Source organism: Candidatus Binatia bacterium (assembly GCA_023150935.1).
GTDB lineage: Bacteria > Desulfobacterota > Binatia > HRBIN30 > HRBIN30 > JAKLJW01.
This window is the reverse complement of sequence record JAKLJW010000002.1, coordinates 176,603-190,073: the sequence shown is the minus strand read 5'-3', so window position 1 is coordinate 190,073 and position 13,471 is coordinate 176,603. Positions and strand designations below refer to the sequence as shown.

Genomic DNA, 13,471 nt, shown 5'->3' with positions numbered 1-13,471 from the left:
CCTTAGAAGGTGACCTGGGTTCCCAGAACCCAGTTTATCGGTGGCGCCTGAAAACCGAGTGCCTGTTGGTAGTTACGGTCGAACATGTTGTTGATACGGCAGTATACCGCGATCTGCTCCAGCCAGGGCACCTCGGGTACGGCAGTGCTGTACGTGAGGGCCCCGTCGACGACGGTGTAGTTGGGATTGGTCGCGATCGTAAAGGTCGTCGGGTCGGCGTCGGCGCGATTACCGACGAAGTTCACCGCCGCGGTCATGTCGATGCGGTCGTCGGACCGGAACGCGTCGGTAAACTGCCAGCGCGCCACTGCGCTCATGGTGTTGTGCGGGCGGCGCAGCAGTGTACCGTTTCCGCCGACCACGTCCCAGTCGAGGTACGTGTACCAGCCCTTCAAGGTGAAGTTGGTCAGCGGTGGAGCCTGGGCCAGAACGGTAAACGGCGCGAGGATGACACCGGTCTCGACCCCCTGCACGTCGGCGCGTCCGACGTTCTGCGCCTGAAACAGGAACGTCGCCGGATCGAAGACCCCCTGGATGAGCCGGTTGGCGCGGCGAAAGAAATAGGTTCCGCTGACCGTAACCGCCGGGCCCCAGATATTCTGCTCGGCCCCGCCGTCCCACTCGCTACTGGTTTCGGCGTCGAGGTTGGGATTGCCGTAGTTGGGAAAGTACAGCTCGTTGAAGGTCGGCGCACGAAAACCCTCCGCGTACGAGCCTTTGATGTGCGTCGACCACCGTTCGGTATCGTCCCAGTCGTGCCGGTAGCCGGCGGTGAACGACGGGCTGACCTCTTCCCCGAAGCCCTCGTAAGCGTCGACACGAAATCCGCCGGTACCGATGAGGCGTTCGTCGAGCAGGAGGATCTGCTGCAGGAGGTAACCGGAGTACATGGATCGACTGGCGTCGAAGCTCTGCGATTCGGTGCCGCCGTTGGCGGCGGAGTTGAGGTATTTGGGCCGCGCCAGTTGCTCCTGAAACTCGAAACCTGCCGTAGTGATACCGATGTTTCGGAAATAATAGTTCGCCTGCGCCTGGCCGTCGTTGATTTGCGTCGGCGTCGTGGAGCGGATCGACGAGCCCGGAAAGGGCGGATCGGGGTCGGTGTACACCTGGGTCTCGTGGGTAACGTATCCGGAGAGGCGATACGAGAACGCGTCGAGCGGCTGATGCTCCCATTCGCCTTTGAAGAGGTAGAGTTCGTCGCTGAAGCGGGCGTTCGGGTCGGGCTGCGAGAGGTAGTACAGGTTGTTGTAGAGGCCGGTGACCGCGTCGATGTAACGGAAAAAGCCGCGCAGCGTGCCCCGTTCGACCAGGTCGGCATCGACCCGCAACGTGCTCGTCAGGTTGGTGTAATCGTCGTTGACCGGCTGGAAACCGCCGGAGCTGCCGTAGCCTACCGATCCGCTGACGCCGACGATCCCCTTCTTGCCGCCGAGGTTCATGACGTAGCGCTGGGTGCCGCCGTTGCCGCCTTCGCCGCGCAGAGAAATCGACGGCGGTCCGCTGCCCGGTTGAGTGAGAACGTTGACGACGCCGCCAACCGCGGCCGACCCATATAGCGTGCCACCGTAACCGCGCAGGACCTCGATGCGGTCGATGTTGTCGGTGACCAGCGTGCCGTAGTTGAATTGCCCCAGTGTGGTGCTGTTCACCGTGACGCCGTCGAGCAGGGTCAGGGTCTGCTCGGCGTTGGCGCCGCGGATGAACAGAGACGCGCTGGTACCCGGGGACCCTTGCTGCACCAGATTGACGCCCGGAACGTCACGGAGAACCTCGATCGCGTTGTCCGCGCGACGGCTCTCGATATCGTCGGCCGTGATGACGTCGATCGAGGTTGTTGCCGCCTCGATCGGTTGGGCAATGCGGGTGGCGGTGACGACGACCGTCTCGAGCGGGCGTTCTTGCGCCCCTGCAGCAGGGGGCATCGGCGAGGTCGGTTCCTCGTCCGCCCAGGCCGGCGAAGTAGCTGCCAGCACGGCGGCAATAATCGCGGCGGGCAGATTGGGCGCGCTCCGCATTATCATTATCGCGCCGGACGAATGGAGACCGCATGCGTTCGTCATCTGGCATTCTCTTCCTTCTGCGCCGTCGACCACGGCGCCTGCGAGAGTTGAAACCGATACTCGATATGGCCGAACAGTGGCGTCGGGAGACCGCTGGTCTCGGGGGGCGTGAAGCGGCTGCGGCGCGCAACCGCGACGGCGGCCTCGTCGAGGGTGCCGTGACCCGACGACTGGCGCAGGCTCGCGGTCTGGACGTTGCCGTCGCGGCCGACAGCGAGGCTGACGCGAACGGTCCCTTCCCAGCCGCGCTGCCGGGCAATCATCGGATAGCGCGGTTCCGGACAGTAAACGCAGTGCGCCCGCGTATCGCCCCCGTCCGACCCGGAGCCCGCGCCTGTGCCCGAGCCCGGCCCCGCGGAAATGCCCGTGCCCGAGGCGGGGGCTGGGTCAGAGGCGGGAGCGGAATCCGACCGCTCCGCGGCTGCGGCCAGTTCGTGCACTACCGCCGCACTCCGGGTTGCGGCCTCGGTAACGGCGGCGGCAAGCGTGGTCCGCGGTTGTTCCCGGCGCTGGCGCGGGCGAGTCGGTGCGCGGGGGATTGCGCGCTCCGACGCCTCGGGGTCGACCGCGGGTGCCGGTGGGGCGGGTGCGGATGGGGCGGCAGCCGGGGGTTCGGCTTGTGCGGCCGGAGCCGGGCGCCGACTCTCCGGGTGGTCGCTGCCGCCCCCGTTGGTCGTCTTGCCGGCCCCGCTGCCGGGCAAGAGCGCAATGGGAACTAAATGCGTGATTGGGGAGGTGCGGACAGTGACGGCAGTCGCCAGGGCCAGGACGGCGAGGTGCAGTCCCACCGAGACGATAACAGAAACACCGATCAGGCCGTTTGGCCTCCGGCCAAGAGTGGGCAAGTAAGTGCGCTGCGCGTCCCGTCGCCGCATACAACACGAGCCTTCTTCCCGTACGGGTGTCGAGGCTCGGACGAGAACGCGCTTAACGCGGGTACCGGCCGCCGACTCCCCCGCGGGAGGTTGACCTGCGCCGGGCGCAGGCATTCGGCTCACCGATCAGGCAGGTCTCCTGGCTTGGGGATCGTCCTCGCGTCGCGCCTTCCCACCCGATGGTGCCGGGCAGTGGCTTCATGCGACGCTCGTCCTCCCTCACAGTTGCGGGGCAGCGGGGGAATTTCACCCCCTTCCCTTGGTACCCCTCTCGGGGACCCGATCGCGACCGCACCGATACGCGCAAGCACGCGCTGCGTCAAGAGGGCTGACGAAACCGTTCTTTGAACTCCGTGGAGCACGCACCGGGCCCGCTCGGGTAGGTCTTCAGCCCCGAGTGCAGGGCAAACGCCGGCACGGGCGCGCCCGTTGCGTGTCCTCCGCGAGCAGCCAGACCACGTTGCCGGGCAGCAGGAAGTTGAGCGGAGCGGAGAGTGCGGTCAGCGCGCTCTTGGGACCGAACGGCGCACACACCGCCGCCCCGAAACCGCGGAGCCGCAACAACCGGTACACACTCGGCAACAGGTTCGGGATCGTGTCGTGGCCGAGGGCGCGAACCTCCAGGCCGACACGGTCGCAGAGTGCGCGAAGCGACTCCGCGTCGAAATGCCAGAGGTGCCGGGGCGGATCCCAGAGATACCAGTAAGACCCAAGGAGGCGCCGCTCCAGCGCCCCACTGTTGGGGACAACCACGTAGAATCGGCGCGCACCGTAGTCCTGCAACCGACGCAGGAATGCACTCGGGTCCTTCAAGTGCTCCAGCACGTGGCGCAGGATGACAGTGTAACGATCCCCTGACGGTAAGCCGGAAATCTCGTGGCGATCGAAGTCGAGTCGATGATACACGACGGCGGGAGCGCCGGCGAGGAGAGGCGGCCGCGCCGCCCAGGCGTCGGCCGCGCGGACGCGAAGGCCGCGCTGGTGAAGCGCCAACGCCACCGCGCCCGCGCCGCAGCCGACATCGAGGTATGTTTGCTCGTCCGACGCCAGCAGCCGCCGCACCTCCAGCCGCAAGAGCATGCGCCGCAGCCAGGCAAAGATGGGCCCCGGGGCGCTGATCATGCTCCGGGCAAGCTCCGTTTCGTAGTAGCTCCGGAGGTCGTCGGGTACCGGCAGCGTGCGCCGCACACCGCACGCGGGGCATTCGGCAATCGAGAACCGCTCGTCGACGTCGGTGGCCCGCAACTCGAACACCACTCGGGGCGGGACAGCCGCCTGACAGATCGAACAACGCTCGTCTTCCATGGAGACTGCGGCGCCGATGAACGCCAATCTCAGTCCGGCCCGCAACTAGCGGTCATCGGCGGTCGCCGGCGGTGCCGGTCCTCGCGGCGCATCGAGGTCCCGTTCGCTCCGTCGAAAGTCCATCATGTGGGCCACCGCCACCTTTGCCGCCCGCCCGTAGTACATCACGTCGGCCGCGCTGCGGATGGAGAGAAGCTTGCGTGCGATGAATCGCGGCGACAGGAACGACCCGTACAGCCGCTTGACCATGTCCATGACCTCCGTGTCGTCGAAGGGTGCGTGCATGACCGGACAGGTCATATCGTACGTGTCCCAGTCGCGCCCGTACTTCAACCATCCGTTGGCCTCCGCCTGCCGGAACAGCGGCGTGCCCGGGTACGGGATGACCACCGTCGCCTGGATCGTATCGGCGTAGCCGTCCTCGAAGAGCCGGCGCACGAGGTCGAGGGTGCCCTGCGCTTCGGCTCGGGTCTCCCACGGATAACCCACCATCGTCGTCAGATGCGGCGATAGACCGGCCGCCTTGGCCTCCTTGCAGCCGCGGACGAGGTCCTCGACGGAAGTGCCTTTGCCGAGCATGTCGAGCGTCTTCTGGCTCGCCGACTCGATTCCGAACTTGAGCAGCCGGAAACCGGCTTTGGCCATCAGCCGATAATCGCCGAGCCGCAGCGCGTTGATGCGCATGTTACAGGAGAAATGCACGCGACGGGCGAACCCCCGGTCGATCATGCCACGACAAAACGTTCGCAGAAACGCACCGACGGGGAACGTGCCGGTGTCGTCGAAGATCTCTTTGACGCGGTAGCGGTCGAGGATGTGGCCGATTTCATCGAGCAGCGACTCCGCCGACCGCGTACGGAAGCGCGGCCACAGCGTCGTCCAGCTACAGAACGTGCAGCGCGGCCGCCAGCAATCGCGGCCCACCATGGTGTACGTACACGGCTTGTAGAACAGGTGCTCGCCGTACAGATCCCAGCGCGTCAGCTCGCGGTCGATGAGCGGCAGCGCATCGTAGTCCCTTTTTTCTGCACCGTGCGCGGCGCCGGAACGAATGGTGGCGCCGTCCCGGAACCAGATGCCTGCCTCCAACGGCGTCCTCGTCGTGAGGTGATCGCAGATGCTCAGCAGCGCGAAGTCGTAGTCGCCGCCGGCGACTACGAAGTCCACCGGGCAGGCGAGCAGGCTTTCCGCCGGCAGGGCGGTGACATGATCGCCCATCAGGACGAATTTCGTGCTCGGCGCCAGGCTCTTCAGTTGCCTGATGATCCGCCAGTGCCGGGTGACCACCGGCGTCTTGGTTTCGAAGGCAACGAGGTCGGGGCCCTGGCGAAGGAAGTACGAGAGAAACCGCCCGTATTCCCATTCCTCGGCAATGGCGTCGGTCCAGAGCACCTCGTGGCCTTGCTGCGCAAGACACGTCGCTGCCTGTGCCGGGACCATCGGGTAAATGTAGGACGGATGACTGAACCAGGAGAACTGCCGGTTCTGCCCCAGCGTCCCCTGCCCCTTCTCGCTCTCCAGGGGCGGGTAGCCGATCATCACCTTCATCGCCCGGCTCCCCGTTCCGCCGCGACGGCCGCACCCAATCCATCCCCTGCGGCGGCGTCGACGTCGCCGATCCGGCCGTGGAAGATACGGATCCGGGCGGACTCCAGCAGGAATCCGATGGGGTAGGCGAGATGAATCGTCAGGAACAGCAGCGGGAGAACAGCCACCGACGACCGGTCCCTGTACGACAAGGCGGCATGAAGCGACGCGATCAAGTTGAAACCGCAGTAAGCGGCGGCCGGAATCCAAAACAACGGCTGTACGGTGCCCAGCAACGGGAGCAATGCGACGTACGCCGCAAACGCCGACGGCACAACCACGCCCACGCCGGGCCGGCGCACACCCACGAGAGCGTTCTGGCGCGCCCGTCCGGTACCGTACCGGAAGCACTGCCGGGCGAACTCACGGAGGTCTCTGCGCCGCTTGTGGTACACAACCAGCGCCGGGTCGTAAGCCATCCTCCCGCCGGCCCGTTCGACTCGGCAGAGCAGCTCGGTTTCCTCGTTCGGCCACAGGCGGGTATCGAACAAACCACAACGCTCGAAGACATGCCGCTTGATGAAGATGTTGGCGGAGGACAGATTCACTTCCGTCGCTGCAAGGTTCAACGGTCCGCGCCGGTACCTGCTCGCCATCCTGTAGGCGCCGAAGCGTGACGCCAGCACGTAGCCCGATGCCCTGGCCAGGAATCCGTCCGAGGCCGGCGTCAGTTGCGGACCGCCGACCACGTCGTAGCGCTCGTAGGCGGTGAAAAAGGCGTGCGCGCGGTCCAGCCAGTCGGGATCGACGACGCAATCGTCGTCGACGAAAGCAAGGATGCCGCCCGCCGCCCTGGCGATCGCCCGGTTGCGGTTGCGCGATGGGTTGGGGCCCGCCTCGACGACGATCTCGAACTCGTCCTTCGGAAAACGCAGCCTGTCGAGCGAGTCCAGCACGGCGGCCGGGGTCGCCGCCGTTCCAACCGGAATTATGACAGAGAATCGGACGGGCATAAGCGCCTCCGTTCCCGCGCGGGCCCGTCGCACTCTATGACGGCGCCCGGGTCGGAAACAACCCGCGTCCGGTCACGTGCACTACCAGGTGCGCCGGCGAAAGCCGGCATCCGCCCTTCATCTGACGCTGGATCCAGGGCTCCCGGCTTTCACCGGGACAAGTAGGGGCAACCCTCGTGGTTGCCTGCAGGGGCAACCCTCGTGGTTGCCTGCAGGGGCAACCCTCGTGGTTGCCTGCAGGGGCAACCCTCGTGGTTGCCCTGATCTGCCGACACGGGGGCAGGCACAAGGCCTACCCCTATCACCGCGCGATGTCGGCGGATCGAACGCGCGCGGCGCGCGCATCCTCGGATCGCAAGAGGGTCGAGCGTGCGTTTCGCACGGGACCGCGCCGGGGTCAGCGGGTCCAACTCAGTCCGAAGCGCTCTTTCAGCGCCCGCAGATCCTCGGCGAACAACTCCTCCAGAAACAACCGGTGGCGCTCCGGAACTTCGGATGACGCGGTCGGGTTGACCGCTTCGCGGGCCAGGTCGCCGATGTAGCGCCGGTCGCTGTCGACGCCGAGGAACTCCATAACCTCGGCGAGCATCGCCTCGGGCCGACGCTGGACGTCGTCGAACAGCCAGGCGCGCAGGTGCCCGGGGCGCAACTGACTTGCCCACCGGTCGTAGTTGTGGACGTAACGCGCGCAACCGATCTGATAGGGCTGGACGAAGAACTGCCGGAACTCCTCGTCCGGAACGTCGCGCACCCGGCGCCTGGTCTTGCGGACGAGATCCTTCTTGGCATGCGACCACGCCCGGTCGACCGGGTCGCGAATCATCATGATCGCCTTGACCTCGGGCGCAAGCAGCGCGATCTCGCGGATCACATCGGTGTCGATCGTCGCGTAGCTGGCGGTAGCCTCGCCGCGCACGCGGGGCCGGTACAGACGCCGGTAGCGCCGCAGCGATATCGCGGTCTTCGCCAGATAACGCCACCACGGATCGCGGAAGAACCGCAGGTACCAGCCGAGGTTGTTCGACTGAAAGCGCGGGTCGTCCGGGGTCTTCAGACGGCTGAAGAAAAACAGCTCCTTCGGCTCGGCCAGAAACACCTGCGGGTGAAATCGCAGGTTGGCGTGCAGCCATGTCGTTCCGGTCCGCTGCGGACCGACGATGAGAAAATCGGGGAACCGGGAGAGATCCACGTTTGGATCGCTCACCCGCACCCAGCGAAGCTGCGCAAGAACCGTCTCGGCAATCACGACGCGGCGTACCCCGAAGCGGCGCTCACATATGTCCGATGATCTCGGTGGCGAACTCGGAGCACTTGAGCAGCCTGGCGCCGTCCATGAGGCGGTGGAAGTCGTACGTCACCGTCCTGGCGGCGATCGCACCTCCGACACCCTTGACGATCCGGTCCGCCGCCTCGTCCCAACCGAGGTGCCGGAACATCATCTCTCCCGACAGGATCACCGAGCCGGGGTTTACCTTGTCGAGGTTGGCATACTTCGGCGCGGTGCCGTGCGTGGCTTCGAAGATCGCGTGCCCGCTGACGTAGTTGATATTGCCGCCCGGTGCGATGCCGATGCCACCGACCTGCGCGGCGAGAGCGTCGGACAGGTAGTCGCCGTTGAGGTTGAGGGTGGCGATGACGTCGAAGTCGCGCGGCCGGGTAAGCACCTGCTGCAACGTGATGTCGGCGATGACATCACGGACGAGTAGCTTCTGCTTCCACTTGCCGTCGCCGTGCGTCGGCCGGAGGGCCAGTGCGGCCTCGACCTCGGCGCGGACCTTCGCCTGCTGCGCCGTGGGCATCAGATCGTACCCGGGCTCGATCTCGCGGGCGTTCTCCTCGACGCCGATTGCCGGCCGCGCTTCGACGTTACCGAGTATCCAGCTTTCGCGCTCGGTGACCGACTGGTCGCGAAACTCCCGGCGGGCCAGCGCGTATCCCCAGTCGCGGAAGGCCCCCTCCGTGAACTTCATGATGTTGCCCTTGTGCACCAGGGCGAGGCTGCGGCGCTTGTGACGCACGGCGTACTCGATGGCAGCCCGGATCAATCGCTCCGAGCCCTGCAAGGACACCGGCTTGACCCCGACGGCGCTGGTTTCCGGAAACCGGATCTTCTTAACCCCCATCTCCTGCTGCAGGAAAGCGATCAGCTTCCTCGCCTCGGGGCTCTGCGCCTCCCACTCGATACCGGCGTAGATGTCCTCCGTGTTCTCGCGGAAGATGACCATGTCGACCTGCTCGGGCCGGCGCACGGGACTGGGCACGCCGGCGAAGTGACGGACCGGCCGCAGACAAACGTAGAGGTCGAGCAACTGACGCAGCGCCACGTTAAGCGAGCGGATGCCGCCGCCGATCGGTGTGGTCAGCGGACCCTTGATCCCGACGATGTAGTCGCTGAACGCCTGCACGGTTTCGTCCGGCAGCCAGGTCTGCAGTCTATTGAAGGCCTTCTCGCCGGCGAGCACCTCGTGCCAGGCGATCTTTCGCTTGCCGGCGTAAGCTTTCTCCACAGCCGCGTCGAACACGCGCTGGCTGGCGCGCCAGATGTCGGGCCCCGTGCCGTCGCCTTCGATGAAAGGGACGATCGGGTGGTCGGGGACCTCGAGGCGACCGTTGGTGCAACGGATGCTGTCGCCGGCGGGCGGGTTGGCTTGCGTCATGCGTTCACAGTGCTCCTGTCGTCATTGGAAATCGGTCACGCGAACCGTGCGCCGGCCAGGGCCGGACCGGCGGAAACCTATACTAAGGCGCCCGCAATGTGTAGACCACCGATCGGCGCCCGCAACGACCCGGCGTCGCCAGGAGAAGAGGCCGATGGACCGTCCCTGTGAACTCTGCACTCTCGCGCGTACGACCCGGTGGTACGCCGAGTACCAGGATCCGTTCCGATTCGTCATCCTCGACTGCGACTCGTGCGACGTTCCGATGGCCGTCCTCGGCGCGCATCGGGCGGCGATTACGGACGAGGAGCGCACCGCGATGCAGGCCGCCCTCGCGAAAGTCGCGGACCTCAAGTATCCCCGCGGCTGGTTCTTCGACGATCGCATGCGCCAGATCCCGAACCATTACCACGTCCACGCCCGGCCGAAGTGGTGGGCCCGCTGAGACGGCGGAACTCCGCGCGCGTCGGCGACGGAGGAGACGCTCTTGTCGCGGCGGCACGGTGGGGGGGGGCCGCTCCGTTGGTGACGACCGCAACATCGCCGCGCCACGGCGGCGGGCTCAGCGCCCCGATCGGAGCGGCTGCTCGAACACTCGATAGGCGGTTTCGAACATGCCGAGGGCGCGGTACGTTTCCTGCGCGGCTCGGTTGTCCTGCTCGACGTAGAGACGCAAGCCGCACACCTCGGGGTCGGCGGCGGCCCGGGCGCGCACGTACTCGTGCAACCGCCGGTAGTGCCCTTTGCGACGATGCGCCGGCGCGACGTAGACACTTTGAATCCACCAGAAGAAGCCGTTTCGCCAGTCGCTCCACTCCAGCGTCACCGCCAGCGTCGCCACCGCTTCGCCCTGCACCTCGACGACGAAGCAGCGGCCACGGGTTGGATCGGCGATCAGCTTGCTCACGCCGGTCCGCAGCGTCTCGGGATCGAGCGTCAGATCCTCGGTCTCGCGCGCCATGGCCTGCTCGAAGGAGACCAGCGTCTCGATGTCGTCGGGGTGCGCGGGCCGAATGAGGACACCGGATTCCCGCCCTGTCGCTTCCGCCGCGAGCGGCGAGTCGGATGACACCCTGGCAGTCATTCCACCTTCCCTTCGTGGTCGTAGACGACGCGGCCGCCGGTCACGGTCCGCAACACGCGAATGTCGGCAATGCGTTCGGGAGCCGTGTCGAGCGGGTTGGCGCTCAGCACGACCAGGTCCGCGCGTTTGCCGGGCGCGAGCGTGCCCTTCTCCCGCTCCTCGAACTGCAGCCGGGCCGCGTCGGACGTGAACAGCCGCAACGCCTGTAGCGGCGTCAGCGCCTGCTGCGTTTCGAATCCCTCGCGGGTAACGCAACACTCGATGGCGTGCAGCACCGCGGTCGATTCGACCGGCGCGTCGGAGGCTCCGCCGACGACAACGCCCGCGTCGACGAGGGCGCGCAGCGGGTACACGTCACGCACGCGGTCATAACCGAGGCGCCGCGGCAGCCACTCCTTCTCCGAATGAATGAACAGCGGTTGTGTCGAGACGTGCAACCCGCAACGCGCCATGCGAGGCACCGTCTCCGGCGGCACCAGCGACGCGTGCTCGATGCGATGGCGGTGATCGGGGCGCGGCCGCTCGGCCAGCAACCGCTCGTAGAGCCCCACGCAGCGCTCGACGGCGGCATCGCCGATGGCGTGTACGCAGATCTGCAGCCCGGCGTCGTGAGCGGCGCGCATGCGCTCGAACAACTCGTCCTCGGCGAGCGTGAGATAACCGCGCGTATCGGGCCGGTCGGCAAACGGCTCTCGCATGCTCGCGGTGCAACTACCGAAGGTGCCGTCGGCGTAGATTTTGTACCCTCCCACCCGACGCCCGGCGGCGGGGTCGTGCAGCGACGTCGCTCGCGCCGCCAGAACGGCGTCGACGCTGCGGCCGATCAGAATCGCGTAAGTCGAAAAGGGAGTGTCGTCGAGCAGGAACTGCATTGCCAGCGATTCCAGACTTCCCGCCGCACCGCCGGGGCCCTCGTCGTCGGTCTGCAACACCACGCCGGCCGACGTGATCCCGTGGGCCGAGAGGCGGCGAAACGACGTCCGGGCAGTCGCCTGCAGCCGCTCCAGCGCAACCGTCGGCACGGCACCGAACAGGCGCTGCGCGGCACTCTCGCGGCACGGACCGGTGGGAGCGCCGTCGGCGCCGCGTTCGATGTGGCCGCCGGGTGGATCGGGCGTGCGGGCATCGATGCCGGCCGCCGCCAGCGCCGCGCCGTTACCGGCGGCACTGTGGCCGTCGTGTTTCAGAACCACCACCGGCCGGTCGGGACATGCGGCGTCAAGTTCGACTCTGGTGGGCAGACGCCGCTCGGCCAACTCGGCATCTTCGAGTTGCAGGCCGACGAGCCATTCGCCCGCGGGCAGGCGGGCCGCCGCCGCGCGCAACGTTTGCTGCAGCGCCGCGATGCTGCGCACGCCGCGCAGATCCGCGTTCAGATCGAAATAGGCGAGCGCAATCGGATGCAGGTGCGTGTCGATGAACCCGGGAAGCAGGCAGCGACCGCTCAAGTCGACGCGGCGGACGGCCGATGCTGCCGCCAGTGCCTCGCGACAGGCATCCTCCGTACCGACCGCAACGATGCGATCGCCGAGCGTCGCCAGCGCTTCGGCCCGCGGCCGGTCCGACTCGAGCGTGATTATCTCCGCTCCCGTGTAGAGAATTGCAGGACTTTCCCCGTTCATGTCAGCCCTCGATCGCGACCGGCGGCGCGGCCGTGTAGCGGTCGAGCGCGGCTTCGTCGAGGGTAATCCCTAAACCCGCACCGGCGGGCACGCGAACGCTGCCGCCCGAGTAGTCGAGCGGGTCGACGATGAGGTCGTCCTCCAGCATGATGTGGCCGAACAGCTCCATGGCGTGGCCCAACACCGCGGCGCGCGCCGTGGCGATGTGAATCTGCGCCGCCGAGGCGATGCCGAGCGGCTGGTTGTGCAGCACCGTACCCAGGCCTCTGGCCGCCGCATAGTCGATGGCGCGCAAGGCCTGGGTGATGCCGCCCGGCCGTTCGGAGTTGACGCCCAGCACCCGCACGGCGCCGAGTTCGACGAGCGCGGTGAAATCCGCGAACGAGAAACAGCCCTCGTGTGCCATGAGCGGAACGTCGACCGCGCGCTGCACCCGCACCATGCCGAGCCAGTCGCCGGCCCGCACCGGTTGCTCGGCGCAGTCGATACCGTACGGGGCGATCGCGCGAATGGCGCGTACGGCCTCGTCCGGGGTATACGCCTGATTGTAGTCGACGCGCAGCCGCACCTCGGTACCGACCGCCTCGCGCACCCGTGCAACGATCGCGCGGTCCGCCTCGACTCCGCGGCCGAGCTTGAGCCGGAAGGTGGAGGTGCCGCCGGCCTTGAACGCATCGCACATGCTTGCCATGGCGCCGGCATCCATCAGCGGGACGAGCGCCGCCAGCGGCAACGTGTCGCCGCCACGGCCACCCATGAAGTCGTGCGCGGGGCGTTTCGCAATCCGACCCATCAGATCGTAGAGCGCCATGTCGAGCAGCCCCTTGGCGACTTCGCTGCGTGCGACGTTGGCGTCCATGCGCGCGCGCAAACGTTCGACGGCGAACGGGTCCGCGCCTAAGACGTAGCGCGCCAGGCCGCCGCTAACCGCAAGTGTCACCTGCGCGGGCGAGACCCCGGTTTCGGGCAACCACACGAAGGCCTCGCCGACTCCTTGCGAGCCGTCGCCGGCCGTCAGGCGCGCGATGACGAAGTCGCCGCCCGTCCACGGCTCCTCCGCGGGTATCGCCATTCCGAGTCCACCTTCCGAACGCGCCATTGCCTCGCGAACGGCCTCGCGAAAGGGAACGTGTACCGGGAACAACTCGATCCGCTCGACCACTGGAGACGCGCCGTCGCCCATGCCGCGCCCTCTACGAAACTCCGGCAACATTGTCGAGCCACGGGGTCGGCCCGATCGCTGCGACGGGACCCACCCACGATCCCATGGATTGCCGCATTCGCGGGAATGGCGCGTCGCGCACCGAATTCCGGCGAGGGGCCAG

At 67.0% G+C, this 13,471-nt stretch carries 11 protein-coding genes and 1 riboswitch; of the genes, 1 reads left to right on the top strand and 10 read right to left on the bottom strand.

Features of this window, described 5'->3' with window-relative positions; genetic code table 11:
* Nucleotides 1-2: 2 nt before the first annotated feature.
* From L6Q96_03000 to icd, 7 genes are all read right to left on the bottom strand, one after another.
* Nucleotides 3-2,063: a TonB-dependent receptor gene (locus L6Q96_03000; GenBank protein ID MCK6553546.1), complete on the bottom strand. Its 2,061-nt coding sequence runs from the start codon at nt 2,061-2,063 to the stop codon at nt 3-5.
* Nucleotides 2,060-2,326 carry an energy transducer TonB gene (locus L6Q96_02995; GenBank protein ID MCK6553545.1) on the bottom strand — a complete coding sequence of 89 codons (267 nt, stop codon included), beginning with the start codon at nt 2,324-2,326 and terminating at the stop codon, nt 2,060-2,062. The genes L6Q96_03000 and L6Q96_02995 overlap by 4 nt, the downstream gene beginning before the upstream one ends.
* A gap of 723 nt (nt 2,327-3,049) precedes the next feature.
* Nucleotides 3,050-3,236: riboswitch (cobalamin riboswitch) on the bottom strand.
* A gap of 89 nt (nt 3,237-3,325) precedes the next feature.
* Nucleotides 3,326-4,243 carry a class I SAM-dependent methyltransferase gene (locus L6Q96_02990; protein ID MCK6553544.1) on the bottom strand — a complete coding sequence of 306 codons (918 nt, stop codon included), beginning with the start codon at nt 4,241-4,243 and terminating at the stop codon, nt 3,326-3,328.
* Between the two features lie 45 nt (nt 4,244-4,288).
* Nucleotides 4,289-5,791, bottom strand: coding sequence for a radical SAM protein (locus L6Q96_02985; GenBank protein ID MCK6553543.1), 1,503 nt, complete (start codon nt 5,789-5,791; stop codon nt 4,289-4,291).
* Nucleotides 5,788-6,783, bottom strand: a complete 996-nt coding sequence (locus L6Q96_02980) for a glycosyltransferase (GenBank protein ID MCK6553542.1) — start codon at nt 6,781-6,783, stop codon at nt 5,788-5,790. The genes L6Q96_02985 and L6Q96_02980 overlap by 4 nt, the downstream gene beginning before the upstream one ends.
* Before the next feature lie 397 nt (nt 6,784-7,180).
* The gene (locus L6Q96_02975; GenBank protein MCK6553541.1) at nt 7,181-8,029 is read right to left on the bottom strand and encodes a sulfotransferase; all 849 of its coding nucleotides are present in this window, start codon (nt 8,027-8,029) and stop codon (nt 7,181-7,183) included.
* Between the two features lie 25 nt (nt 8,030-8,054).
* A complete protein-coding gene (gene icd, locus L6Q96_02970; protein ID MCK6553540.1) occupies nt 8,055-9,440 on the bottom strand; it encodes an NADP-dependent isocitrate dehydrogenase in 1,386 nt (461 codons plus the stop codon).
* A 154-nt stretch (nt 9,441-9,594) separates the two neighbouring features.
* On the opposite strand from icd, the gene L6Q96_02965 reads away from it, so the two are divergent.
* Nucleotides 9,595-9,885, top strand: coding sequence for a hypothetical protein (locus tag L6Q96_02965; GenBank protein ID MCK6553539.1), 291 nt, complete (start codon nt 9,595-9,597; stop codon nt 9,883-9,885).
* Between the two features lie 117 nt (nt 9,886-10,002).
* Here the strand turns inward: L6Q96_02965 and L6Q96_02960 are convergent, their stop codons facing one another.
* The 3 genes from L6Q96_02960 to L6Q96_02950 are packed head-to-tail and all read right to left on the bottom strand — an operon-like array spanning nt 10,003 to nt 13,329.
* A complete protein-coding gene (locus L6Q96_02960) occupies nt 10,003-10,524 on the bottom strand; it encodes a GNAT family N-acetyltransferase (protein ID MCK6553538.1) in 522 nt (173 codons plus the stop codon).
* Nucleotides 10,521-12,146 (bottom strand): amidohydrolase, encoded by a 1,626-nt coding sequence (locus tag L6Q96_02955; protein MCK6553537.1) that lies wholly within the window; start codon nt 12,144-12,146, stop codon nt 10,521-10,523. Before L6Q96_02955 ends, L6Q96_02960 begins: the two co-directional genes overlap by 4 nt.
* Before the next feature lies 1 nt (nt 12,147).
* Nucleotides 12,148-13,329: a mandelate racemase/muconate lactonizing enzyme family protein gene (locus L6Q96_02950; GenBank protein ID MCK6553536.1), complete on the bottom strand. Its 1,182-nt coding sequence runs from the start codon at nt 13,327-13,329 to the stop codon at nt 12,148-12,150.
* Between the last annotated feature and the right edge of the window lie 142 nt (nt 13,330-13,471).

Bases quoted from the DNA above. Each gene is read 5' to 3' on its own strand.
- L6Q96_02995 (MCK6553545.1), bottom strand. From the start codon at position 2,326: ATGATTGCCCGGCAGCGCGGCTGGGAAGGGACCGTTCGCGTCAGCCTC.
- L6Q96_02985 (MCK6553543.1), bottom strand. From the start codon at position 5,791: ATGAAGGTGATGATCGGCTACCCGCCCCTGGAGAGCGAGAAGGGGCAG.
- icd (MCK6553540.1), bottom strand. From the start codon at position 9,440: ATGACGCAAGCCAACCCGCCCGCCGGCGACAGCATCCGTTGCACCAAC.
- L6Q96_02950 (MCK6553536.1), bottom strand. From the start codon at position 13,329: ATGGGCGACGGCGCGTCTCCAGTGGTCGAGCGGATCGAGTTGTTCCCG.
- L6Q96_02965 (MCK6553539.1), top strand. From the start codon at position 9,595: ATGGACCGTCCCTGTGAACTCTGCACTCTCGCGCGTACGACCCGGTGG.
- L6Q96_02960 (MCK6553538.1), bottom strand. From the start codon at position 10,524: ATGACTGCCAGGGTGTCATCCGACTCGCCGCTCGCGGCGGAAGCGACA.
- L6Q96_03000 (MCK6553546.1), bottom strand. From the start codon at position 2,063: ATGACGAACGCATGCGGTCTCCATTCGTCCGGCGCGATAATGATAATG.
- L6Q96_02990 (MCK6553544.1), bottom strand. From the start codon at position 4,243: ATGGAAGACGAGCGTTGTTCGATCTGTCAGGCGGCTGTCCCGCCCCGA.
- L6Q96_02955 (MCK6553537.1), bottom strand. From the start codon at position 12,146: ATGAACGGGGAAAGTCCTGCAATTCTCTACACGGGAGCGGAGATAATC.
- L6Q96_02980 (MCK6553542.1), bottom strand. From the start codon at position 6,783: ATGCCCGTCCGATTCTCTGTCATAATTCCGGTTGGAACGGCGGCGACC.